This window comes from Enterobacter sp. MGH 33 (genome assembly GCF_000534535.1).
Taxonomy (GTDB): Bacteria; Pseudomonadota; Gammaproteobacteria; order Enterobacterales; family Enterobacteriaceae; genus Enterobacter; species Enterobacter hormaechei_C.
Genome location: NZ_KI973212.1, coordinates 3512649 through 3537538, shown reverse-complemented (window position 1 = coordinate 3537538; position 24890 = coordinate 3512649). Strand labels below are relative to the sequence as shown.

General features: G+C 54.9%; 22 protein-coding genes and 1 tRNA gene. 15 read left to right on the top strand and 8 right to left on the bottom strand.

The features are described 5' to 3' along the window. Positions 1-13 precede the first annotated feature (13 nt). Positions 14-1711 (bottom strand): sensor histidine kinase, encoded by a 1698-nt coding sequence (locus L379_RS07595; protein WP_032654382.1) that lies wholly within the window; start codon positions 1709-1711, stop codon positions 14-16. Positions 1712-2097: 386 nt separating this feature from the next. Between L379_RS07595 and alaC the strand changes: the two genes are divergently transcribed. Beyond that, positions 2098-3333: an alanine transaminase gene (alaC, locus tag L379_RS07600; RefSeq protein ID WP_032654380.1), complete on the top strand. Its 1236-nt coding sequence runs from the start codon at positions 2098-2100 to the stop codon at positions 3331-3333. A 57-nt stretch (positions 3334-3390) separates the two neighbouring features. On the opposite strand, the gene ypdK is transcribed toward alaC, so the two are convergent. Continuing rightward, on the bottom strand, positions 3391-3462 hold the full coding sequence (gene ypdK, locus L379_RS25920) for a membrane protein YpdK (protein ID WP_099458937.1): 72 nt from the start codon (positions 3460-3462) through the stop codon (positions 3391-3393). Between the two features lie 358 nt (positions 3463-3820). Continuing rightward, positions 3821-4741, bottom strand: a complete 921-nt coding sequence (gene lpxP, locus L379_RS07605) for a kdo(2)-lipid IV(A) palmitoleoyltransferase (RefSeq protein ID WP_026080619.1) — start codon at positions 4739-4741, stop codon at positions 3821-3823. A gap of 268 nt (positions 4742-5009) precedes the next feature. Between lpxP and L379_RS07610 the strand changes: the two genes are divergently transcribed. Beyond that, on the top strand, positions 5010-6389 hold the full coding sequence (locus L379_RS07610) for a diguanylate cyclase (protein ID WP_023304167.1): 1380 nt from the start codon (positions 5010-5012) through the stop codon (positions 6387-6389). Between the two features lie 13 nt (positions 6390-6402). Here L379_RS07610 and L379_RS07615 read toward each other — a convergent pair. Together L379_RS07615 and L379_RS07620 are read right to left on the bottom strand one after the other, a co-directional pair. After that, positions 6403-6474, bottom strand: a tRNA-Arg gene (locus L379_RS07615). A gap of 75 nt (positions 6475-6549) precedes the next feature. Next, complete coding sequence (locus tag L379_RS07620) at positions 6550-7479, bottom strand: formate/nitrite transporter family protein (RefSeq protein WP_017383457.1); 930 nt, start codon at positions 7477-7479, stop codon at positions 6550-6552. A gap of 314 nt (positions 7480-7793) precedes the next feature. Between L379_RS07620 and mlaA the strand changes: the two genes are divergently transcribed. After that, on the top strand, positions 7794-8546 hold the full coding sequence (gene mlaA, locus L379_RS07625) for a phospholipid-binding lipoprotein MlaA (protein ID WP_003861365.1): 753 nt from the start codon (positions 7794-7796) through the stop codon (positions 8544-8546). A 44-nt stretch (positions 8547-8590) separates the two neighbouring features. Here mlaA and fadL read toward each other — a convergent pair whose 3' ends face one another. Continuing rightward, the gene (fadL, locus tag L379_RS07630; protein ID WP_017383456.1) at positions 8591-9874 is read right to left on the bottom strand and encodes a long-chain fatty acid transporter FadL; all 1284 of its coding nucleotides are present in this window, start codon (positions 9872-9874) and stop codon (positions 8591-8593) included. A 372-nt stretch (positions 9875-10246) separates the two neighbouring features. On the opposite strand from fadL, the gene L379_RS07635 reads away from it, so the two are divergent. The 5 genes from L379_RS07635 (at position 10247) to sixA (ending at position 16111) form a co-directional block, all read left to right on the top strand. Beyond that, on the top strand, positions 10247-10531 hold the full coding sequence (locus L379_RS07635; RefSeq protein WP_017383455.1) for a YfcZ/YiiS family protein: 285 nt from the start codon (positions 10247-10249) through the stop codon (positions 10529-10531). 68 nt (positions 10532-10599) lie between these two features. Beyond that, the gene (locus tag L379_RS07640) at positions 10600-11580 is read left to right on the top strand and encodes an IS5-like element IS5 family transposase (protein ID WP_001575870.1); all 981 of its coding nucleotides are present in this window, start codon (positions 10600-10602) and stop codon (positions 11578-11580) included. A 378-nt stretch (positions 11581-11958) separates the two neighbouring features. Beyond that, on the top strand, positions 11959-13269 hold the full coding sequence (gene fadI, locus L379_RS07645) for an acetyl-CoA C-acyltransferase FadI (RefSeq protein ID WP_032654368.1): 1311 nt from the start codon (positions 11959-11961) through the stop codon (positions 13267-13269). Next, complete coding sequence (gene fadJ / locus L379_RS07650) at positions 13269-15416, top strand: fatty acid oxidation complex subunit alpha FadJ (RefSeq protein ID WP_032654365.1); 2148 nt, start codon at positions 13269-13271, stop codon at positions 15414-15416. The genes fadI and fadJ overlap by 1 nt, the downstream gene beginning before the upstream one ends. Positions 15417-15625: 209 nt before the next feature. After that, positions 15626-16111: a phosphohistidine phosphatase SixA gene (sixA, locus tag L379_RS07655; protein WP_032654362.1), complete on the top strand. Its 486-nt coding sequence runs from the start codon at positions 15626-15628 to the stop codon at positions 16109-16111. Between the two features lie 46 nt (positions 16112-16157). On the opposite strand, the gene smrB is transcribed toward sixA, so the two are convergent. Then, positions 16158-16709: an endonuclease SmrB gene (gene smrB / locus L379_RS07660; RefSeq protein ID WP_015572246.1), complete on the bottom strand. Its 552-nt coding sequence runs from the start codon at positions 16707-16709 to the stop codon at positions 16158-16160. A 145-nt stretch (positions 16710-16854) separates the two neighbouring features. Between smrB and prmB the strand changes: the two genes are divergently transcribed. The 6 genes from prmB to L379_RS07690 are packed head-to-tail and all read left to right on the top strand — an operon-like array spanning position 16855 to position 21403. Next, entirely contained in the window at positions 16855-17787 is a 933-nt protein-coding gene (gene prmB, locus L379_RS07665) for a 50S ribosomal protein L3 N(5)-glutamine methyltransferase (RefSeq protein ID WP_003861381.1), read from the top strand. A 60-nt stretch (positions 17788-17847) separates the two neighbouring features. Next, positions 17848-18933 carry a chorismate synthase gene (aroC, locus tag L379_RS07670; RefSeq protein ID WP_015572247.1) on the top strand — a complete coding sequence of 362 codons (1086 nt, stop codon included), beginning with the start codon at positions 17848-17850 and terminating at the stop codon, positions 18931-18933. A gap of 2 nt (positions 18934-18935) precedes the next feature. Then, positions 18936-19760, top strand: coding sequence for a penicillin-insensitive murein endopeptidase (mepA, locus tag L379_RS07675; RefSeq protein ID WP_015572248.1), 825 nt, complete (start codon positions 18936-18938; stop codon positions 19758-19760). Further along, a complete protein-coding gene (locus tag L379_RS07680) occupies positions 19760-20569 on the top strand; it encodes a sulfite exporter TauE/SafE family protein (RefSeq protein ID WP_003861386.1) in 810 nt (269 codons plus the stop codon). Before mepA ends, L379_RS07680 begins: the two co-directional genes overlap by 1 nt. Continuing rightward, a complete protein-coding gene (locus L379_RS07685) occupies positions 20569-21114 on the top strand; it encodes an elongation factor P hydroxylase (protein ID WP_003861390.1) in 546 nt (181 codons plus the stop codon). Before L379_RS07680 ends, L379_RS07685 begins: the two co-directional genes overlap by 1 nt. Before the next feature lie 13 nt (positions 21115-21127). Further along, positions 21128-21403 (top strand): YfcL family protein, encoded by a 276-nt coding sequence (locus L379_RS07690; protein WP_006811417.1) that lies wholly within the window; start codon positions 21128-21130, stop codon positions 21401-21403. Positions 21404-21468: 65 nt separating this feature from the next. Here L379_RS07690 and mnmC read toward each other — a convergent pair whose 3' ends face one another. After that, positions 21469-23466, bottom strand: coding sequence for a bifunctional tRNA (5-methylaminomethyl-2-thiouridine)(34)-methyltransferase MnmC2/FAD-dependent 5-carboxymethylaminomethyl-2-thiouridine(34) oxidoreductase MnmC1 (gene mnmC / locus L379_RS07695; protein ID WP_032654358.1), 1998 nt, complete (start codon positions 23464-23466; stop codon positions 21469-21471). A gap of 158 nt (positions 23467-23624) precedes the next feature. Between mnmC and fabB the strand changes: the two genes are divergently transcribed. Further along, a complete protein-coding gene (gene fabB / locus L379_RS07700) occupies positions 23625-24842 on the top strand; it encodes a beta-ketoacyl-ACP synthase I (protein ID WP_017383449.1) in 1218 nt (405 codons plus the stop codon). Positions 24843-24890 lie beyond the last annotated feature (48 nt).

The following is a 24890-nucleotide window of genomic DNA, read 5'->3' as shown; positions in this document are numbered from 1 at the left end:
CTGTTACTCCGGCCTACGGCAACAAGGATATCGGGGCATTCACGGGCGTTCGCTCATTCGGAACATAAAAGGCAATTTCGGTGCCCGGCTCAAGACGGTGAATATGCAGCCCGTCACCGTACAGCAGTTTGACCCGGTGATGCACATTCAGCAGTCCGATCTTGTTGCCCGGCATTTCGTTTGATTTGACGCGCTCGATGACTTTCGGATCGATGCCGTGCCCGGTATCGCGCACGGCGATGCGCACGCGGTTACCGCTTTCCGTCACGCTAATCGTTACTACGCCTTTGCCTTTACACGGCTGAATACCGTGAACAATGGCATTTTCCACCAGAGGCTGGATCAGCAGACTTGGGATCACGCAGTTGACCTCTTCATCAATATCGTAAATGACCGTCAGCTTATCGCCAAAGCGAGCCTGCTCGATCGCGATGTAATCCTTGATTTGATACAACTCTTTTTTGATGTCGATCTGCTCGTCGTCATTTAGCTCAATGTTGTAGCGCAGATAGCGCGACAGATTAAAGATCAGCTGCCGCGCGGTGTCCGGATTAAGTCGGATGGAAGAGGAGATAGCGTTCAGCGCGTTAAACAGGAAATGGGGATTGATCTTGCTTTGCAGGGCGCGCAGCTCTGCCTTATTTGCCATCTCGCGCAGCTGCTCTGCACGCGAAACCTCAAGTTGGGTGGATATGATCTGCGACAGGCCAATCGCCATCTCCTGGAGCGAGGAGGTGATTTGGTGCGCATGGCAGTAGTAAATTTTCAGCGTCCCCGTGACCACGCCTTTTTCCCACAGCGGGATCACCAGCATTGAGTGGATCTCTGGCGTCCGGTGGGCTTCATCATTGTTTTTAATAATGATTTTTCCGTAGTTAATCGCCTGTCTGGTGGTCGGACTGATGGTATCGTCGCTGTCGCGATAATTGTGCTCCCCGACGCCAACGTAAGCCAGCACGTGGTCAATATTGGTGATGGCGACCGCATCGGCGTGAATATCACGGCGGATGATATCGCAAACCTGACGTAAAGATTCGGCGTTAACGTGTCGGAAAAGCGGCAGCGTCTTGTTGGCGATATCCAGCGCCAGCTTGGCCTGACGCGCGGCGCTGGCCTCTTTTTCGCCCTCCACGCTTTGCACCAGCAGCACGATAAAACCGATACAGACGCTCCCGAGGATCATAGGAATACCGATCTTCGAGACGATATCCAGCCCCAGCGCAACGGTTGGCGCCCAGACGATGACCAGGATCATGGTCAGCGTTTCGCAGACCATCCCCGCGATAATCCCTGCACGCCAGTGCTGCTTTTTCGGGATTTTGCGGTTAATCCAGCCCGAGAGCAGCCCGGCAATAATGCTGGTGATAAAGCAGGGGACTGCCGTCACGCCGCCAATATCAATCAGGTATCGATGGGTGCCGGCGATAATGCCTGTGATAATCCCTACCCAGGGACCAAAGAGGATCCCGCCCGACATGACGGCGATGATGCGCACGTTCACCAGCGAGCCTTCTACCGGCACCCCGGACCAGGTGCTGAACAGGGCAAACATCGAAAAGATAAACGTGACGGCCAGCAGCTCTTTTGGCGAATGGGCAGATTTATGCAACAGTTCGCGGAACAAGCGGATGCGGATAAGGAAAAAGAGACAGATCAGCATTAATGCCGCGCGGTCGAACACCGCCAGGAGCATATTGAAGATTTCGTGCACGGTCAGGCCTGGGAAAACGGGAAAAATCTATGATAGAAAACATAGGGCCTGATGACCAGCTATCCATCAGATTTATCAAATGGGGAAAAACCATAATTCTCAAAGGGGATTGCTGGCTTTTGACTGAAAGTCGGTGCTTTTCCGTTTGGGGAGAAACGTCAGGTAACGATACTGAAAATATTGTGTTAAATCGTAGCGCTTAAAACTGCCTGTTCGCGATAAGAGTTCCGCTTTTCACTGCAATCACATTCCCGTTTTAGCGCAAAATATTGTTTTGCCGTTATCCTCTCGACAGCGTCTTTTTCTTCAGGTTATTTTCTAAGCACGCCACACGGGTGGCAGCGTCGCTCGGACGGTCCGGGCGCTAACGTGACTCTGAGGAATCTATGGCTGAATTCAGTCCTGAACGCCGTTTTACGCGTATCGATCGTCTCCCCCCTTATGTTTTCAATATCACTGCTGAACTGAAAATGGCTGCGCGTCGGCGCGGCGAAGACATTATCGATTTCAGTATGGGTAACCCTGACGGCCCAACGCCGCCGCATATCGTTGAGAAACTCTGCACGGTTGCGCAGCGTCCTGATACCCATGGGTATTCCACCTCACGCGGCATTCCACGCTTACGTCGGGCGATCTCCCGCTGGTATCAGGATCGTTATCAGGTCGATATCGATCCTGAAAGTGAAGCGATTGTGACCATTGGCTCCAAAGAGGGGCTGGCCCACCTGATGCTGGCGACGCTGGATCACGGCGATACCGTACTGGTGCCGAATCCGAGCTACCCCATTCACATCTATGGGGCGGTGATTGCCGGCGCGCAGGTGCGTTCTGTCCCGCTGGTGGAAGGCGTCGACTTCTTTAACGAGCTGGAACGGGCGATTCGTGAAAGCTATCCGAAGCCGAAAATGATGATCCTCGGTTTCCCGTCAAACCCAACAGCACAATGCGTTGAACTTGAATTCTTCGAGAAAGTGGTCGCGCTGGCTAAGCGTTACGACGTGCTGGTGGTACACGATCTCGCCTACGCCGATATCGTTTATGATGGCTGGAAAGCGCCGTCAATTATGCAGGTACCGGGTGCCCGTGATGTGGCGGTTGAGTTTTTCACCCTGTCGAAAAGCTACAACATGGCGGGCTGGCGAATTGGTTTTATGGTGGGAAACAAAACGCTGGTGAGCGCCCTGGCGCGTATTAAAAGCTACCATGACTATGGCACCTTTACGCCGTTACAGGTCGCGGCCATCGCGGCGCTGGAAAGGGATCAGCAATGCGTGCTCGATATTGCCGCTCAGTATAAACGCCGCCGTGATGTGCTGGTAAAAGGGCTTCATGAAGCAGGCTGGATGGTGGAAATGCCTAAAGCCTCTATGTACGTCTGGGCGAAAATTCCTGAGCCGTATGCGGCGATGGGTTCTCTGGAATTTGCCAAAAAACTGCTTCAGGACGCGAAGGTTTGCGTCTCTCCAGGCATTGGCTTTGGTGACTACGGTGACACGCACGTGCGTTTCGCGCTGATTGAAAACAGCGACCGTATCCGTCAGGCAGTGCGGGGCATTAAAAGCATGTTCCGCGCGGATGGCCTGCTTGCAGCGAAGAGCGTTGCGGAACAACCCGAGTCGTAACGGACAACAAAAAAACAGGCGCCAACGGCGCCTGTTTTTTTGACTGCATTTTCTTAACTAGATCATCAGAGCAAACGTTCCGGCCCAAACTAAAACAATAACCGAAATGCCCATAAAGAAATATTTCACGTTTCATCGCTCCGCGTATCTTCCGGTACGCATTAAAAAAACAGAGTCCAACTGAGTATAGAGAGTTGAAATCATGCGAAAGGGGAAATCGGAATTATCCCGTGACGTCGCTAACTTCAGCTCTGAATTCTGTGCTTTCCTGTCGCCAGACGGCGCTAATGTACGCCTAAATTTCAGGAGTGACAAGAGGCATTTTTTTAAATAATTTCCTACACTTACGAGTGTCGTGGAGCGGCGACAGTTTGATTTCGGTACGCAATAAATGCCTGTTGAGCGACGGTCGAAAAAGCCGTTACGCACTGCGATTACAGGTGTTTGAAAAGGTTAGTTTCTTAGCGAAACTAACCTTCGAAAGGGGTCAGATATAGAGCGAGGCTTCGCCCAGGGGGCGGGTTTTAAAGCGGCGGTGCATCCACAGATACTGCTCAGGCGCACGCATAATTTCAAACTCAATCACCTTATTGATAAAGGTCGCGGCTTCACTCTCATCTTCAGGATAGTTCGCCATCTCTGGGGAGATATGCAGACGATAGCCTGACTTATCCGCTTTTCTGACCATGGTCACCGTCAACATCGCGGCGCCTGAGAGACGTGAAATCACAAAGGTACCGTTCGTCGTAGCGACATCTTTAACCGCAAAGAAAGGGGCAAAACTGCTGCCTTTAGGACCGTAGTCCTGGTCCGGGGCAAACCAGACGGCTTCCCCTTTTTTCAGGGCGCCAACCATACCGCGGAGATTGTTACGGCTGATCATCGCCTTATTTGAACGCATGCGGCCCCGCGTTTGTACCCATTCCATCAGCGCGCTGTTATGCGGGCGATAGGTTGCCATCATTGGCTGACAAAGACCCATAACGCGGCCGCCCAGCTCAAGCGACATAAAATGCACACCCACAACCATCACGCCGCGGTTTTGCATCTGGGCACGTTTCAGGTTATCCAGGCCTTCCACGTCAAACCATTTACGGACACGCTCGTCTGGCCAGAACCAGGCCATACCGGTTTCAAGCAGCGCCATACCGATAGATTTAAAGTTTTCCGCAATCAGCGTTTCGCGCTGCTGGGCATTGTAATGCGGAAAGCAAAGTTCGAGATTTTTTCGGGCAATGGATTCACGACGCTTAAGAAAGTAACGCGATGCGCTGCCGAGCTTAGAACCCAGGAAACGGATCACGGGATATGGAAGTTGAACCAGCAGCCAAAGCACGCCAAGGCCGAACCATGTAAACCAGTAGCGCGGGTGCAGAAACGCCCGCTGAAATTTGGATTGAGACAAAATAGTGGAACCTATGTGAAGCCTGTGAAGGTAGCGCAGACTTCGCGATACCACGTGCCATTGAGACCGTAGGACGAGGTCATGGTTGCAGGCTTTACCGTTCTTTACGACGTTGCCTGGCCATTGCTGACTTGGGTGGGCGGCATAATGTAGCACCGTTATACATTATGAGCTATCACTCGTTTTTGTTTAAAAAAGCGGCAATTGCGGAGTGGTTTGATTTTGCTATTGTTAAATCTGCGTTCCCGCATGTCTCCTGAAGGTGCAGACCATGGAAACCTACCTGCAAACGGTGAAAGAAGAGTGGGTGAAGCTGATTAATGAAACCGATCCCGATGTGCATCGGCTTGCGACTGAGCTTGCCAGGGATAATGCAATGCCACTGGTCGCTGAATTCTATCGTGTTGTGCTGGCAGATCCATCGGCAGCTGAATTCCTGACCACCGAACAGGTGGAGAGGCAGCTTCAGGAGGCGCTTCGTCGCTGGCTTATTGATGTGCTCTCATGCCGTGTGGAGCAGGTTGAAGAGCAGATGCGGGCGCAGCAGCGCGCTGCGGATGTTCATGCCCGTATTGGTATTTCGGTTGATTTAGTTGAAATGGGCTTCCGTGTTCTGAAAAAGCTGCTGTTACCTGTCATTACTACCAGCGCCCATTCGCCTGAGGTGAAGCTGCATATTTATCACTACGCGATAAACAGTATCGATCTGGCCATGGAAGTGATGTCGCGGGCCTATGTATTTAGCGAGAACAATGCGGCGAAAGAGGACGAAAATTATCGCATCTTTTCCTTAATGGAGAACGCAGAAGAGGAGAAGGAGAGACAGACCGCGGCGCTGCTGTCATGGGAAATGGTGCTTCTGTATAAGATCACGCTTAATTCCAGTATCGGCAACAGTCTGCCGCTGGGGCAGTCTGAATTTGGACTGTGGTTTAGCCATAAAGGTCGGCACTATTTCAGCGGCATCGCTGAGGCCGGTCATATCTCTCGTCTGATTCAGGAATTCGATGACCTTTTTAACGAGGTCCGTCTTGCAGGGCAGGGTCTGAGTGATAAAGCGCAGCGGGATAAATTCTTGCAGCGAATGCGTAATACCCTCTCGCAAATCATCACGCTTTTGCGCGAACTGTTTGACGAAGTGTCGCGACACGAGGTGGGGGTTGATGTCCTGACCCGCCTGTTGAATCGCCGTTTCCTGCCAACCATCTTCAAACGCGAAATCCTGCACGCCACCCGGGCGGGAACAAAGCTCTCGACGCTGCTGATTGACGTCGACAAATTTAAACAAATCAACGATACCTGGGGGCACAATACCGGGGACGAGATCCTGCGAAAAGTCTCCGGCGCGTTCTACGACAACGTGCGAACCTGTGATTACGTTTTTCGCTACGGCGGCGATGAATTTCTGATTGTGCTAACGGAAATCTCAGAGGTGGACGCGCTGCGAATTGCCGAGCGTATCCGCAGGCGGGTGGAAAAAATCAAGGTTAACTCCCCAACCGGCGATATTATCCCGCTCTCCCTCTCGATAGGCGTTGCGATGTTCAACGGGCATCCCGATTACGAGCGATTGATTCAGGCGGCGGATGAAGCCTTATACGGCGCGAAACGGCGTGGCCGAAACTGCGTGGAGCTTTGGAAGGGGGCGTAAGGAAAGACAGAAGTGTCCCCTGCAGGAATCGAACCTGCAACTAGCCCTTAGGAGGGGCTCGTTATATCCATTTAACTAAGGGGACGAAGCGGCAAGAGTATAGCGTTATTTACACTTTTCGTTAAGCGCATTGCCGCCTGACTGGTCAAAGAGTCACCGTTCACGCCGATTTTTCGGCAGTTTTATCCTTTTTTTCCTGAGCCTTAAGCTCGGCCTTACGCTTGTTGGACATGTCGTTACGGATTTGCGCATGGCTCAGCAGCGCAAAGATAAAGGTTCCGCCACAAATGTTGCCTGCGAGGGTAGGCAGGGCGAACGGCCAGAAAAAGTCGCTCCAGTGGAGTGTGCCGTTAAATACCAGATAAAGGATTTCAACAGTTCCGACAACAATGTGCGTGGTATCGGCGAGTGCGATAAGCCAGGTCATCAGGATAATTACCACGATTTTCGCGCTACCCGCTGACGGGAACATCCAGACCATAGTGGCGATGATCCAGCCGGAAATTATGGCATTAGAGAACATTTCAACCGGCGTGTTTTTCATCACATCCATGCCAATTTTCACAAATGCGTCGCGGGTCGGTTCATCAAATATTGGCATATACTCGAACGCCCAGGCGGCTATGCCCGTACCGATCAGGTTCCCCAGCAGCACGACGCTCCACAGGCGCATCAGTAAACCGAAATTACCGAGGGTCGGATTTTGCATGACGGGCAGTACGGCAGTGACGGTATTCTCCGTAAAAAGCTGCTGTCGCGCCATAATGACGATAATAAAGCCGAACGTGTAGCCTAAATTTTCCAGCAAAAACCCGCCCGGTACGCCTTCCAGCTGAACGTGAAATATCCCTTTGGCGAGCAGAGAGGCGCCCATCGACAGACCGGCTGCAATGGCTGACCACAGCAGGGCCATCGCGTCGCGCTCCATCTCTTTTTCCCCGTCCTGGCGAATATGCTCATGAATAGCCATGGCGCGCGACGGCAGGCGATCTTCATCGACTTCTATCTCTTCTCCCCGGTCTTTCTCCTCGCTTTCAATCTCATGCTCCTCTTTGCTTTCACCAATTTTCTCTTCGCTAATGTCTTTCATAACAGCTCCTTCGGGGTAATTGTTCATTTAAGCGTAGCGGCTTTTAGCGCTTTCCCCGTGGGGATGCTCTTAAATTGCTGAAAATGGCAATAAAGGTGAGACATCTCTTTCAAAGCCAATATAAAATTGCCAGCGAAACGAATTCCGAAAGACAGGCTATGCTGAAATTAGCGTGATGACGCGAGCGGGTCGTCATTGTCCTCGTAGACATCGGTAAGCGTGCTGTTACAATCACTTGCACGTTTCAGGCGGAGCATCTCAGGCTCCGTCACAGATGGCATTCAACGATAGCCATATTGAACAGGGAGAAATTTATGAAGCTTCGGCTGTCGGCGCTTGCGCTGGGCGTAACAATGCTTGTGGGCTGCGCCAGCTCTGGCGAGCAAACGGGACGCTCCGATCCTCTCGAAGGATTTAACCGTTCAATGTACAGCTTTAACTATAATGTGCTGGATCCATATCTGGTTCGTCCGGTTGCCGTGGCATGGCGTGACTATGTTCCGCAGCCGGCGCGTAACGGGCTGAGCAACTTTACCAGTAACCTGGAGGAGCCAGCGGTTATGGTCAACTACTTCCTTCAGGGCGACCCGTATCAGGGGATGGTGCATTTCACCCGCTTCTTCCTGAACTCCCTGCTGGGTATGGGCGGCTTAATTGATGTCGCAGGCATGGCGAACCCGAAATTACAGCGTGAACAGCCGCACCGTTTCGGCAGCACGCTGGGTCATTATGGCGTAGGTTATGGTCCGTATGTGCACCTGCCATTCTACGGCAGCTTTACCGTGCGTGATGATGGCGGCGACATGGTGGATACGCTGTATCCTGTACTGTCATGGCTCACCTGGCCGCTGTCGATTGGTAAATGGACCGTGGAAGGAATTGAAACGCGTGCGCAACTGCTGGATTCTGATGGTCTGCTGCGTCAGTCTTCCGATCCGTACATCATGGTCCGCGAGGCCTACTTCCAGAACCATGACTTTATTGCCAACGGCGGTAAGCTGAAGCCGGAAGATAATCCGAACGCGAAAGCCATCGAGAACGAATTAAAAGATATCGATTCGGAATAAATAAAAAAGGTGAGCAATGCTCACCTTTTTTAATCGTGTTGGGATTAGAACGCGTAGTTGAAGTTGGTACCAAACAGCCAGGCTTTACCTTCAGAGGAAAACTCGTACGGGCCTTCCTGGAAGGTCACCTTCTGGCCATGCATGTACGACACGCCCGCGTCGATAGAGGCATTCTCGTTGAACGCGTAGGTTGCCCCCGCACTCACCCAGAAACGGTCCTGATCCGGAATGGAGATAGAACGTTTATCGGCCGGTACCGGGCTGTCATCAAATGCCACGCCGGTACGGAACGTCCAGTTATCATCCATATAATAGGTCGTACCAAGCGCGATACGGTAAGCATCGTGGAAGCTTTCGTCTTTATAGAACAGCGTCTGGCCGTTGCTGCCGGTGGCTTTAAGCTCCTCGAACTGGCTCCAGCTGGTATACGCGAGGCTGTAGTGAATTGCCCACTGCGGCGCAACGCGGTTATAACCTGACACTTCCCACATTTCTGGCAGATGCAGCGACAGTGAACCCGGTACGGTTTGATTCGAGGTACCCCATGGAATGGTGGTGCCCGCGCCTGGGACCATACCGTTGACTGGGCTCAGGATGCCGCTTTTGTAATCGCCATCGAAATCAATTTTCACTTCTGAGCGATAGGTCAGACCCCAGCGGTTGTTTTTATCCAGTTCATACAGGATACCGGCGTTCCAGCCGTAACCCCATTCATCACCTTTCAGGCTGGCAATTTTATTGCTGTTTTTCGGCAGTGCAGCAGTTTGCTCCCCGGAGTAACGCTCGATTTTTGCATCGGCGTAGACAGCATCAAAGCCCAGACCAAAGCTCCAGTTATCGTTCAGACGATATGCGCCGCTCAGGTTGAGGTTCAGGGTCGTCAGGTCGGTTTTACCGCCGTATTCACCGGCCGGATAGTTGTTATTGAACTCCGTTGCCAGGCCATAGTTAGAGGTGACAGAGGCACCCCAACCAAACTGTTCATTGATTGGCGCAACAAAGTGCAGGTTAGGCACCCACGCGGTCGGCGCAATGTTATCCGCCTTCAGATCTGCGCCGGTGAACTGAGATTTGCCAGAAATATTGACATCAGGATCGATGTAAACCGCACCGGCAGAGAAGGTAGGGCGATCAAACATCATGATCAGTGCCGGGTTACGACTCGCGTTGCCTGCGTCATCGGCAATCGCACCTTCCCCGGAATACGCACGGCCAAGGCCAGAGGAAGAAAATTCGTTTAACTGGAAGCCCGCTGACCAGGCGGACGTTGAGACGATTGCCACTGCAACTGCTAAAGCAGTTTGTTTGAACAGGGTTTTCTGGCTCATGACCATAACCTCATTGAGTTATTTTTATTCAATAATTGTTACATACCGTAACAGGAGCGCGAAGTGTAGGGTCTGAGGTATGACTTACAAATCAGACCAGTGGCGAGAGTATAGGTCTGACCAGCTGGGATGTTGCAAGTTTGTTTATTAATATTTTCAGATATGTTTCTTGAAACGAGATCTGGTTGGCAAAATTGTGACCAGTGCGATTCCTCTGAAAAGGGGAATTTTGTTTTAGATCATTTTTTAGTGTGATATTGCTCACTTATCCGATTTTGCGCCATTAACGGCTGGAGGGGGCTCGTTCGGGGGCGTAAAATAGACGCATCGTGTTTATCTCGCGCCCTGCGCGAATACAGAGGAAATTGAGCTATGAGTAAATGCAGTGCTGATGAAACCCCGGTTTGCTGCTGTATGGATGTTGGCACCATTATGGACAACACCGATTGCACCGCCTCTTACAGCCGCGTATTCCCTAACCGCGCTGAAGCGGAAGAGACGCTGGCCGCGCTGAGCCAGCGCGCGCGTGAAGTCGAATCCGATCCGTGTGAAATCAAATCCACCTTCACGGAAGTGGAAGGCGGCGTGCGACTGGATATCGACTTTGTGTTCGCCTGCGAAGCAGAAACGCTGATCTTCCAGCTGGGCCTGCGTTAAGGAAGGTGCGAACAAGTTCCTGATATGAGATCATCATATTCATCCGGAGCGCATCCCAGAGGGACATCATGAGCCATCAACTCACCTTCGCCGATAGTGAATTCAGCACTAAGCGCCGTCAGACCCGAAAAGAGATTTTCCTCTCCCGCATGGAGCAGATTCTGCCATGGCAGAATATGACCGCTGTCATCAAGCCGTTTTATCCCAAGGCGGGCAATGGCCGACGGCCCTATCCGCTGGAGACCATGCTGCGTATTCACTGCATGCAGCATTGGTACAACCTGAGCGACGGTGCCATGGAAGATGCCCTGTACGAAATCGCCTCCATGCGTCTGTTTGCCCGGTTATCCCTGGATAGCGCCTTGCCGGACCGCACCACCATCATGAATTTCCGCCACCTGCTGGAGCAGCATCAACTGGCCCGCCAATTGTTCAAGACCATCAATCGCTGGCTGGCCGAAGCAGGCGTCATGATGACTCAAGGCACCTTGGTCGATGCCACCATCATTGAGGCACCCAGCTCGACCAAGAACAAAGAGCAGCAACGCGATCCGGAGATGCATCAGACCAAGAAAGGAAATCAGTGGCACTTTGGCATGAAGGCCCACATTGGTGTCGATGCCAAGAGTGGCCTGACCCACAGCCTAGTCACCACCGCGGCCAACGAGCATGACCTCAATCAGCTGGGTAATCTGCTGCATGGAGAGGAGCAATTTGTCTCAGCCGATGCCGGCTACCAAGGGGCGCCACAGCGCGAGGAGCTGGCCGAGGTGGATGTGGACTGGCTGATCGCCGAGCGCCCCGGCAAGGTAAGAACCTTGAAACAGCATCCACGCAAGAACAAAACGGCCATCAACATCGAATACATGAAAGCCAGCATCCGGGCCAAGGTGGAGCACCCATTTCGCATCATCAAGCGACAGTTCGGCTTCGTGAAAGCCAGATACAAGGGGTTGCTGAAAAACGATAACCAACTGGCGATGTTATTCACGCTGGCCAACCTGTTTCGGGCGGACCAAATGATACGTCAGTGGGAGAGATCTCACTAAAAACTGGGGATAACGCCTTAAATGGCGAAGAAACGGTCTAAATAGGCTGATTCAAGGCATTTACGGGAGAAAAAATCGGCTCAAACATGAAGAAATGAAATGACTGAGTCAGCCGAGAAGAATTTCCCCGCTTATTCGCACCTTCCTTAATACTTTTTGCACGGGCCTACGATCGTGTAGACCGGTTAAGGCAACGCCGCAACCCGGCAACAAATCTCACAAATGCCTCTGCCATGCAGGGGCATTTTCTTTTTCTTCTCTGTGCCTTAGCTCGCAATTTTTCGCTTCCCCGATTGGCTCAATGTAAAAAAATAGTTAAGACTATTATCAGGTCAGACCACTTAATGTGTGCGCAAAATTTTTTTACAGGGGAGTGTTATGAGTCAGGCATTACCGCTTATCACCCGACACGGTGACCGCATTGCCATTGTCAGCGGGTTACGTACGCCGTTTGCGCGTCAGGCAACCGCGTTTCACGGTATACCGGCTGTCGATCTGGGAAAAATGGTGGTGGGGGAGATGCTGGCTCGCAGCGAGATCCCGCCAGAGGTTATTGAGCAACTGGTTTTCGGCCAGGTGGTGCAAATGCCGGAAGCGCCCAATATCGCACGTGAAATCGTGCTGGGCACCGGCATGAATGTTCACACCGACGCATACAGCGTCAGCCGCGCCTGCGCCACCAGTTTCCAGGCGGTGGCGAACGTGGCGGAAAGCCTGATGGCGGGGACTATTCGCGCGGGGATCGCCGGCGGCGCGGATTCCTCATCCGTGCTGCCCATCGGTGTTAGCAAACAGCTGGCCCGCATCCTCGTGGATGCCAACAAAGCCCGGACCACCGGTGCGAAGCTCAAACTCTTCTCGCGTTTACGTCTGCGCGACCTCATGCCCGTGCCACCTGCCGTTGCTGAATACTCCACCGGCCTGCGTATGGGCGACACTGCCGAGCAGATGGCAAAAAACTACGGTATTACCCGCGAACAGCAGGATGCACTGGCGCATCGCTCGCATCAGCTCGCTGCGAAGGCCTGGTCGGAAGGCAAACTTGCCGACGAGGTGATGACGGCTTACATCCCGCCTTTCCGCGAACCGCTGGTGGAAGATAACAATATCCGTGGCACCTCGACGCTGGAGGATTACGCAAAACTGCGCCCGGCGTTTGATCGTAAACATGGCACCGTTACGGCGGCCAACAGTACGCCACTGACGGACGGTGCCGCCGCCGTGATCCTGATGACGGAATCCCGGGCGAAAGAGCTTGGCATCACACCGCTGGGCTATTTGCGTAGCTACGCCTTTACCGCCATTGATGTCTGGCAGGACATGCTGCTCGGACCGGCATGGTCCACGCCGCTGGCGCTGGAGCGTGCGGGGTTGACGCTGGCTGACTTAACCCTGATCGATATGCACGAAGCCTTTGCCGCACAAACCCTGGCAAACATTCAGCTGCTAGCAAGCGAGCGCTTCGCGCGCGATGTACTGGGCCGCGCCCACGCGACCGGCGAAGTGGATCAGAGTAAGTTTAACGTGCTTGGCGGATCCATCGCCTACGGCCATCCATTTGCGGCGACCGGCGCGAGAATGATAACTCAGACTTTGCACGAGCTGCGTCGCCGCGGCGGCGGTTTTGGTCTCGTTACCGCCTGTGCGGCGGGCGGCCTGGGTGCAGCAATGGTTCTGGAGGCTGAATAATGGAAACGACATCTGCATTTAATCTGGCTGTTCGCCTTGATAACGTGGCTGTTATCACCATTGATGTACCCGACGAAAAGATGAACACCCTGAAGGCCGAGTTCGGCGTTCAGGTGCGTGCGATGCTCAGACAGATCCGCGAAAACAAAGCGATACGTGGCCTGGTATTTATCTCGGCAAAGCCGGATAACTTTATTGCCGGGGCCGATATCAACATGATTGCCCGGGCGAAAAGCGCTCAGGAAGCAGAAGACCTGGCGCGTCAGGGGCAGCAGGTAATGGCGGAGATCCATGCGCTGTCGATACCCGTTGTCGCTGCGATCCACGGGGCCTGCCTGGGCGGTGGGCTTGAGCTGGCGCTGGCCTGTCACAGCCGAATTTGTACCGATGATGCGAAAACCGTACTCGGACTGCCGGAGGTACAGCTTGGATTGCTGCCCGGTTCAGGGGGCACGCAGCGCCTGCCGCGTCTGGTGGGCGTCAGTACGGCGCTGGAGATGATTTTAACCGGTAAACAGCTGCGCGCCCGTCAGGCGTTAAAGGCGGGTCTGGTTGATGAGGTCGTTCCGCACGCCATCTTGCTTGAAGCCGCTGTTGAGCGGGCGCTGAAAGGTCGTCAGGCGAAACGCCCTCTGCCGGTGCGCGAGCGTATCCTCGCCGGGCCGCTGGGGCGCACGCTGCTGTTCAATATGGTGGGTAAAAAAACCGAGCAAAAAACCAAAGGGAACTATCCGGCAGCGACGCGCATTCTGAAGGTGATTGAAACCGGTTTATCGCAGGGCAGCAGCAGCGGTTATGCTGCGGAAGCGAAAGCCTTTGGCGAGCTGGCGATGACGCCGCAATCGCAGGCGCTGCGCGGCATTTTCTTTGCCAGCACGGAGGTTAAAAAAGATCCGGGCAGTGAAGCTGAACCGGCTCCGCTGCGCGCCGTTGGCGTTCTGGGTGGTGGGCTGATGGGCGGCGGCATCGCATTTGTCACCGCCAGCAAAGGCAAATTGCCCGTACGTATCAAAGATATCAACCCAAAGGGTATCAACCACGCGTTGCAGTACAGCTGGCAGAACCTTGATCGCAAAGTGAAGCGCCGCCATATCAAGGCCAGTGAGCGTGATAAAACCCTCGCGATGATCACTGGCACCACCGACTACAGTGGGTTTGCACACCGCGATCTGGTGATTGAAGCCGTGTTCGAAGATCTCGCCCTTAAGCAGCAGATGGTGGCGGACGTTGAACAGCATTGCGCGCCGCACACCATTTTCGCGTCAAACACCTCGTCTTTGCCGATCGGCGACATCGCGGCGAAAGCCGTGCGCCCGGAGCAGGTGATAGGGCTGCACTATTTCAGCCCTGTCGAAAAAATGCCGCTGGTGGAGGTTATTCCACATGCCACAACCAGCCCGCAAACTATTGCCACCGTGGTGAAGCTGGCGAAAAAACAGGGCAAAACCCCCATTGTGGTCGCGGACAAAGCCGGCTTCTACGTTAACCGCATTCTGGCGCCGTACATTAACGAAGCGATGCGGTTGCTGACGGAAGGGGAGAAAATTGAGCACGTCGATGACGCCCTCGTGAAGTTTGGTTTCCCCGTCGGCCCAATCCAACTTTTGGATGAGGTAGGAATTGATACGGGGACTAAAATTATCCCTGTGCTGGAAGCGGCTTATGGCGATCGTTTTTCGCCGCCTGCAAACTTTGTTTCTGCAATTTTGAAGGACGATCGCAAAGGCAGAAAAAATGAACGCGGTTTCTATCTTTACGCCGCGAAAGGGCGTAAAAGCAAGAAACAGGTCGACCCTTCAGTTTATGCGCTTATTCCTGTCACGGGTCAGGGAAAACTGTCGGCGGTTCAGTGTGCTGAGCGCTGCGTGATGATGATGCTCAATGAAGCGGCGCGCTGCTTTGGTGAGCAGGTGATCAAAAGCGCGCGCGACGGCGACATCGGCGCCGTGTTTGGTATCGGTTTTCCGCCATTCCTTGGCGGCCCGTTCCGGTATATGGATACCCTCGGGGCGGGTGAAGTGGTTGCGATCCTGCAACGTCTGGCCTCGCAATACGGTCCACGGTTTACACCTTGTGACGAATTATTGCAGATGGCGGAATGGGGTCAGACATTCTGGCCCGCAAGGGAAACTGATTGCGTAAACTGAAGTCAAAGAAGGGTAAATCCTGAGGTGATGGAACCTGTTCTGGCGAAATTGTAAACAGAGATTGACTATACTTACGCCATTGAGGTAAAAAACAGCGTTTCATTCACCGAATGGATCAGGCACAATGCCCGGCCATCGGGTTTTCTACCTCATAGCATTAATCGCGGGTAGTTAACGCCGGTGATTCTGGTTAACAAAAGCGGTGCAATATGCAAGTTTTTATCATGCGTCACGGCGACGCGGCACTCGATGCCGCCAGTGACTCAGTACGTCCTTTAACCGTCTGTGGCTGCGACGAATCCCGTCAGATGGCGACATGGCTTAAAGGTCAAGAAGTGGACATTGAACGCGTTCTGGTGAGTCCGTTCCTGCGGGCAGAACAGACGCTGGATGTGGTAGGGGAGTGTATGAACCTGCCATCCAGTGTGGATGTTCTCCCTGAACTCACGCCGTGTGGCGATGTTGGCCTTGTCAGTGCTTACCTTCAGGCGCTGTGCAATGAAGGTGTCGCTTCCGCACTGGTCATTTCCCACCTGCCGCTGGTCGGCTATCTGGTATCTGAGCTGTGCCCGGGCGAAACGCCACCGATGTTCACAACGTCCGCCATTGCCAACGTCACCCTCGACGAAACCGGCAAAGGGGTCTTTAACTGGCAAATGAGTCCGTGCAACCTGAAGATGGCAAAAGCCATCTGACGTGACGTGCGATATGGCGGGGTGCAGCGTGCCTCCCGCCATCCTGTCAGGGCAATTCTGGCGGCTGCCACTCCTCCACCTCAATCAATACCAGCAATGCGGCATCTCCGCCGTACTCTTTTGGCGCCTGATGAAAAGCCATCACGTGTGGATGCTGAGCCAGCCACAGCGGTGTCTGTTGCTTAAGAATATGTTTGCCGTGGCCGTGCATCACGCAGGCGCAAAAAACATGCTCGCGACGACATGCCGCGATCAACGCCCCCAGCTCCTGTTTCGCCTGCATCTGGGTCAACCCATGCAGATCGAGGAACAGCTCCGGCGAGTAATCTCCCCGGCGTAATTTTTTCAGTTCAAAATGGCTGACGTCTTCGCGCACGTATTTCACCGCACCCTGGGTATTTAGCAGCGGCTGAAACTCATCTGAAAAATAGTGGCTGTTATCGGCCTGCTCCTGGAGCAACCGTTTGACCGGTACCTCGCTGACTTTTTTACGCTGCGGGCGATGGACAATGGTGTCGTGCGTGATTTGACGCGTCCCGGTCATCAGCTGGCGGAATAGAGCCTGATCCTCCTCGCTGAGCGATGTTTTCTTTTTCATTCGTCATTCTCATCTCGTATTTCCGATAGTGTACCCGACTAAACGCATTTTTTAACCTCAAGCGGTACGCGTCATTGCTGATTTATCGCCGTCTTCATGGCAAACTAGCCGCCGAAAATTATGCGAGCATGCCCTGGAGGAAAGAGTGGATAAAATTTTTGTCGATGAAGCAGTAAACGAGCTGCATACCATACAGGACATGTTGCGCTGGTCGGTTAGCCGCTTCAGCGCCGCCAATATCTGGTACGGACACGGTACCGACAATCCGTGGGATGAGGCCGTGCAGCTGGTGCTGCCGTCTCTCTACCTGCCGCTGGATATTCCGGAAGACATGCGCACCGCGCGCCTGACCTCCAGTGAAAAACACCGCATCGTTGAGCGCGTGATCCGTCGCGTAAACGAGCGCATTCCGGTGGCTTACCTGACCAACAAAGCCTGGTTCTGCGGCCACGAATTCTACGTTGATGAGCGCGTGCTGGTGCCGCGTTCGCCGATTGGCGAGCTGATCAACAACCATTTTGACGGCCTGATTAACCATCAGCCGCAGCACATTCTTGATATGTGCACCGGCAGCGGCTGCATCGCCATTGCCTGCGCGTACGCCTTCCCGGAAGCGGAAGTGGACGCCGTCGATATCTCCACCGACGCGCTGGCCGTCACCGAACACAACATTGAAGAGCACGGGCTGATTCATCACGTCACGCCTATCCGCTCTGACCTGTTCCGCGACCTGCCGACGCTGCAATACGACCTGATCGTCACCAATCCGCCGTACGTGGATGCAGAAGATATGTCCGACCTGCCGAACGAGTACCGTCACGAGCCGGAGCTGGGCCTGGCGTCAGGCTCTGACGGGCTGAAGCTGACCCGCCGCATCCTGGCCTGCGCGCCGGATTATCTGACCGACGACGGCGTTCTGATTTGTGAAGTAGGCAACAGCATGGTACATCTGATAGAGCAGTACCCGGATGTGCCGTTCACCTGGCTTGAGTTCGACAACGGCGGTGACGGCGTCTTTATGCTGACCAAGGCGCAACTGCTTGATGCACGCGAATACTTCAGCATTTACAAAGATTAATCCAGTGGGCTTCGGCCCGTTTCACAACGCTCAAACACAAACAACAACATCGGAGCCGTGATGGCAGGAAACAGTATTGGACAGGTATTCCGTGTGACCACCTTTGGCGAGTCGCACGGTCTGGCACTGGGTTGTATCGTTGATGGCGTCCCGCCAGGCATCGAACTGACCGAAGCCGATTTACAGCATGACCTTGACCGTCGTCGTCCGGGTACCTCTCGCTACACCACGCAGCGTCGCGAGCCGGACCAGGTCAAAATTCTCTCCGGCGTATTTGAAGGCCGTACCACAGGAACCAGCATTGGCCTGCTGATTGAAAACACCGATCAGCGTTCTCAGGACTACGGCGCGATTAAGGACGTTTTCCGTCCTGGTCACGCCGACTATACCTACGAACAAAAATATGGCTTTCGCGACTATCGCGGCGGCGGGCGTTCTTCCGCGCGTGAAACCGCGATGCGCGTGGCGGCAGGGGCAATTGCCAAAAAATATCTCCAGCAGAAATTCGGCATCGTTATCCGCGGCTGTCTGTCCCAGATGGGCGACATTCCGCTGGCAATCAAAGACTGGGATCAGGTAGAGCTCAACCCGTTCTTCTGCGCCGATGCCGACAAGCTGGACGCGCTGGACGAGCTGATGCGTGGCCTGAAAAAAGAGGGCGACTCCATTGGTGCGAAAGTCACCGTGGTGGCCGACGGCGTGCCGGCTGGCTGGGGCGAGCCGGTATTTGACCGCCTTGACGCCGATATCGCCCACGCGCTGATGAGCATCAACGCGGTGAAAGGCGTCGAAATCGGCGACGGTTTTGACGTGGTCAAGCTTCGCGGCAGCCAGAACCGCGACGAAATCACGAAGGCGGGTTTCCAGAGCAACCATGCGGGCGGCATTCTGGGTGGCATCAGCAGCGGGCAGCAAATTATTGCCAATATTGCGCTGAAGCCAACGTCCAGCATTACCGTCCCGGGCCACACGATTAACCGCGCTGGCGATGAAGTTGAGATGATCACCAAAGGGCGTCACGATCCGTGCGTGGGGATCCGCGCGGTGCCGATCGCAGAAGCGATGCTGGCGATCGTGCTGATGGATCACTTCCTGCGCCAGCGCGCGCAGAATGCGGATGTGACGACCACCATTCCACGCTGGTAACTATGAAAAAAACTGCAATCGCTCTGCTGGCGCTGCTGGCCAGTGGAGCAAGCCTGGCCGCTACGCCGTGGCAGAAAATCACCCACCCGGTAGCGGGGAGCGCGCAGTCCATTGGCGCTTTCTCCAACGGGTGTATCGTCGGTGCGCAGGCGCTGCCGTTGCAGTCGGACACTTATCAGGTGATGCGTACCGATCAGCGCCGTTATTTCGGCCATCCTGACCTGCTGCTGTTTATTCAGCGTCTTGGCAACCAGGTGCATAACCTGGGGCTGGGGACGGTGCTGATTGGCGATATGGGGATGCCTGCCGGTGGTCGCTTCAACGGCGGTCACGCCAGTCACCAGACCGGACTGGATGTGGATATCTTCCTGCAATTGCCGAAAACGCGCTGGAGCTCAGCGCAGCTGCTGAAACCGCAGGCGCTGGATCTGGTCTCGGCCGACGGTAAACGGGTCGTCGCCTCGCGCTGGTCGCCGGAAATTTCCAGCATGATTAAGCTGGCGGCAGAGGATAACGACGTCACGCGGATCTTTGTTAATCCGGCCATCAAGCAGCAGCTTTGCCTGGATGCGGGAACGGATCGCGACTGGTTGCGTAAAGTGCGCCCGTGGTTCCAGCACCGGGCGCATATGCATGTTCGCCTGCGCTGTCCGGCGAACAGCCTGGAATGTGAAGATCAGCCGCTGCCACCGCCTGGCGATGGTTGTGGTTACGAACTGCAAAGCTGGTTTGAACCGGCCAAGCCTGGAACCTCTAAGCCTGAGAAGAAGACACCGCCTCCGTTGCCGCCTTCCTGCCAGGCGCTACTGGATGAGCATGTACTTTAATGGATAATTTCGTCGATCTGTTCATGGTGTCACCGCTGCTGCTGGCGGTGCTCTTTTTTGTTGCGATGTTAGCCGGATTTATCGATGCCCTGGCGGGCGGCGGCGGGTTGCTCACCGTTCCGGCGCTGCTGGCGGCAGGCATGAGCCCTGCCCAGGCGCTTGCCACCAACAAACTCCAGGCATGCGGCGGTTCGCTCTCCTCGTCGCTCTATTTCATCCGGCGCAAAGTGGTGAATCTCGCCGATCAGAAGCTCAATATCCTGATGACGTTTATTGGCTCAACGGCGGGTGCGCTGCTGGTCCAGCACGTACAGTCCGACATTCTGCGCCAGATCCTGCCGCTGCTGGTTATCTGTATCGGCCTCTATTTCCTGCTGATGCCAAAGCTCGGGGAAGAAGATCGACAGCGTCGTCTTCACGGCCTGCCGTTTGCGCTGATTGCCGGTGGCTGCGTCGGTTTTTACGATGGCTTCTTTGGCCCGGGGGCAGGTTCGTTTTATGCGCTGGCATTCGTGACGCTGGCCGGATTCAACCTCGCCAAATCCACCGCCCACGCCAAAGTCCTCAACGCGACCTCCAACGTTGGCGGTCTGCTGCTGTTTATCATTGGCGGCAAGGTTATCTGGGCAACCGGGTTTGTGATGATGGCAGGGCAGTTTTTGGGCGCGCGCGCAGGCTCGCGTCTGGTATTAAGCAAAGGGCAAAAGCTGATCCGCCCGATGATTGTTGTCGTCTCTGCGGTGATGAGCGCCAAACTTCTTTATGACAGCCATGGACAGGAGATCCTCACCTGGTTGGGGATGAACTAATGAACAGTACGCATAACTACGAACAGCTGATTGAGATCTTCGATAGCTGTTTCGCTGATGATTTTAATACCCGTCTGATTAAAGGCGACGACGAACCGATCTATCTTCCAGCTGATGACGAGGTTCCGTATAACCGCATCATCTTTGCCCACGGCTTTTACGCCAGCGGTTTGCACGAAATTTCGCACTGGTGTATCGCCGGGAAAGCGCGTCGCGAGCTGGTGGACTTTGGTTACTGGTACTGCCCGGACGGGCGCGACGCCGCCACCCAGGGGCAGTTCGAAGATGTGGAGGTGAAACCTCAGGCGCTGGAATGGCTGTTCTGCGTAGCGGCGGGTTTCCCGTTCAACGTGAGCTGTGACAACCTCGAAGGCGACTTCGAGCCAGACCGTATCGTCTTCCAGCGCCGCGTTCATGCGCAGGTGATGGAATATCTTGAGAAAGGCATCCCGGCACGTCCGGCACGCCTGATCGAGGCTTTACAAAATTATTACCACACGCCGGAGATCACGGCGGAATGCTTCCCGTGGCCGGAAGATCTTTAACAGAGGAAAGAAGATGATCGCAGAATTTGAATCACGCATTCTGGCGTTAATTGATGACATGGTGGAACACGCCAGTGATGATGAGCTGTTCGCCAGCGGTTATCTGCGTGGTCACCTGACGCTGGCGGTAGCCGCGCTGGAAGCCGGGGACGATCACTCTGCCGACGCCGTTCACGCGGAAGTCACTCGCAGCCTGGAAAACGCTATTCAGGCCGGGGAACTCTCTCCGCGCGACCAGTCTTTAGTGCTGGGCATGTGGGACAATTTGTTCCAGCAGGCTAAACGCTAAACCGCCGCCTTCTCTTCCCTCTCCCCTTTGGGGAGAGGGTCAGGGTGAGGGGATTCGACCGCACCCTACTTAACCATTTTCCCCTTCAGCAATTTCCGCACCCACAGTCGGTTTGGATTCAGCCCCGCGAGCGTAACTCTGTCCAGCGGAACCGGCTCGTCGCTCATTTGCGCGGCTAACGCTTCGGCCAGCAGCGGCGCGGAGCATAATCCCCGCGAGCCTAAGCCACCCAGCATAAACAGCTCGGGATGAACGGGCGCGCTTACCGCCGTTTCTTTGTTGTCAGCAAGATCCTGATAGACTTCAAGCGTGGCGTCATAGTCAGGCACGTTTCCCGCCATCGGCAGGTGATCGCGGGTCGCGCAGCGTACGCCGCAGCGCGCCTGACCCTCACTGACATCCACTTCTTTTGCCCACGACGCATCCGGGAAACAGTCGACCAGGCGCTGGCGGTTTTGCTGCTGATCCGCTTCGCTGTACTGCATATCTGTTTCACCGCGATGGTAGCTGGCGCCGATGCAGTGATGGCCGTTGGACGGATTTTGCGGCGTCAGGTAGCCGTCGTAACACAGCACCTGGCGTAGCTTGTTCAGCTCGGGCGCAGTCGGGATATGGCTCACCTGGCCGCCGACCGGATAAACCGGCAATGACGCTGTCTGGGTAAACTGGCTGATATGATGCCCGTTGGCCAGCACAACGCTGGCATGCTGCGCCTCTTTGCCGTCAGCGAAACGCAGTTTCCAGTGCGCAGTGCGGCTTAGCGATTGAACCTTATGGGCATAATGCACTGTCAACCCACGCGACTGCCCGAGGGCTACCGCCGCAGAAGTCAGTTCAGCCGGACACAGCCAGCCGCCGAGTGGATACTGAATGCCCCCGCAGCCGGTGTCGACGCCAGCGGTCTCAGCAACCTGCTGTGCCGTCACGGCATGGGCGATGGTTTCCGGCAGACCCAGCGACAGCATTTGTGTGATTTTCTGCTGGCTCTTCTCGTCCCAGCCGAGCTGCGTCACGCCGCACCAGTCGTGGTCGAACGCAACCGGCAGGCTATCGTAAAGGCGGCGTGCAAACGTAAACGCCGCCGGGAAGAACTGGAACAGTGCCGGATCGTGTGAACTTAATAAGGGATAAAGCGCGCCCTGACGGTTGCCTGATGCGCCCGTCGCCGGCGCCTCGTCAGCGCAGTAGAGCGTCACCTGCCAGCCACGGTGCAGCAGCGCCAGCGAGAGCAGGGCGCTGGCGATACCCCCGCCCACAATGGCGACCTCACGCGAGGTGCTGGCGCGACGGGCAAACCAGGGGGCCTGCGCCGGGATTGCCAGATCCTGTTCCATCACCCCGACCAGCATGTCGCGTTTGCAGCCAAAGCCTTTGGTTTTCCGCATGGTAAACCCCGCCTCCTGCAACCCACGACGGACAAAGCCCGCCGAGGTGAAGGTGGCAAGCGTTGCGCCCGGGCGCGCCAGACGTGCCATGGCGCTGAACAGGTGCGGGCTCCACATGTCCGGGTTTTTGGCGGGCGCAAAACCATCCAGGAACCAGGCGTCCACCTTCTGATCCATTGAGTCATCAAGCTTATCGGTCAGGTCGTTAATGTCGCCCAGCCACAGGTCGAGGGTGACGCGTCCGTCGTCCAGAATCAGACGATGACAGCCACCGATAGCCGGAGGCCACTGGGCCTGAAGCTGTTCCGCCCAGTGGGTAAGCTCCGGCCAGCGCTGATGGGCAAGCCGCAGATCGTGCGCCGTAAGCGGAAATTTTTCGAAACTGATGAAATGTAATCTTTGTAAGGTAGCCTCGGGGTGTGCAGTGCGAAACTGGTCGAACGCCTGCCAGAGGGTCAGAAAATTCAGCCCGGTGCCGAAACCGCTCTCCGCTACGACAAACAGGCTGCGCGGATGCTCAGGGAAGCGGGTGCTGAGATGATTTCCTTCGAGGAAGACATAGCGCGTCTCTTCCAGTCCGTTATCATTAGAAAAGTAGACGTCATCAAAATCTCGGGAAACAGGTGTACCCTCAGCGTTGAATTCGAGGTTGGCAGGTTGTATGGCGTTTTGTTTCACGTAAGTTACTCGTCCGACAGGCAGTGGCACGATCTTAGCGATGTGAGCCCATCGGTGCAAATTTCCACAGAAAATGGCTGATCGGACTTGTTCGGCGTACAAGTGTACGCTATTGTGCGACTCGAAACTTTTTATAGTGCGACTTACAGAGGTATTGAATGAAACGTGCAGTGATTACTGGCCTGGGCATCGTTTCCAGCATCGGTAATAACCAGCAGGAAGTCCTGGCATCTCTGCGTGAAGGACGCTCCGGGATCACTTTCTCTGAAGAGTTTAAAGATTCTGGAATGCGTAGCCACGTATGGGGTAACGTTAAACTGGACACCACCGGTTTAATTGACCGTAAAGTGGTTCGTTTCATGAACGATGCCTCTATCTACGCCTATCTTTCCATGCAGGAAGCGATCAAGGATTCTGGTCTGAGCGAAGACGCTTACCAGAACAACCCACGCGTGGGCCTGATTGCAGGCTCCGGCGGTTCCTCTAAAGCTCAGGTGTTCGGTGCTGACGCCATGCGCAGCCCGCGCGGCCTGAAAGCGGTCGGTCCATATGTTGTGACCAAAGCCATGGGGTCAGCGGTTTCCGCGTGCCTGGCAACGCCGTTCAAAATCCACGGTGTGAACTACTCCATCAGCTCTGCATGTGCGACCTCCGCACACTGTATCGGTAATGCGGTTGAGCAGATCCAGCTGGGCAAACAGGACATCGTATTTGCTGGCGGCGGCGAAGAGCTGGGCTGGGAAATGGCCTGTGAGTTCGACGCGATGGGCGCACTGTCCACCAAATACAACGAAACGCCAGACAAAGCGTCCCGTACTTATGACGCACACCGCGACGGTTTTGTTATCGCTGGCGGCGGCGGTATGGTTGTGGTTGAAGAGCTGGAACACGCGCTGGCGCGTGGCGCGCACATCTATGCTGAGATCGTGGGCTACGGCGCAACGTCTGACGGCGCTGACATGGTTGCTCCATCTGGTGAAGGCGCGGTGCGCTGCATGAAGATGGCGATGCACGGTGTTGATACTCCAATCGACTACCTGAACTCCCACGGCACCTCAACGCCGGTAGGCGACGTGAAAGAGCTGGGTGCGATCCGTGAAGTGTTCGGCGACAACAGCCCGGCTATCTCTGCAACCAAAGCCATGACCGGTCACTCTCTGGGTGCGGCGGGCGTGCAGGAAGCGATCTACTCTCTGCTGATGCTGGAAAACGGCTTTATCGCGCCAAGCATCAACATCGAAGAGATGGACGAGCAGGCGGCTGGCCTGAACATCGTGACCGAAACCACCGAACGTGAGCTGACGACCGTTATGTCCAACAGCTTCGGTTTCGGCGGCACCAACGCCACGCTGGTGATGCGTAAGCTGAAAGCGTAAGCGTTTGAAGGTATAGTAGAAGGGAGCCGCGCGGCTCCCTTTTTTTAT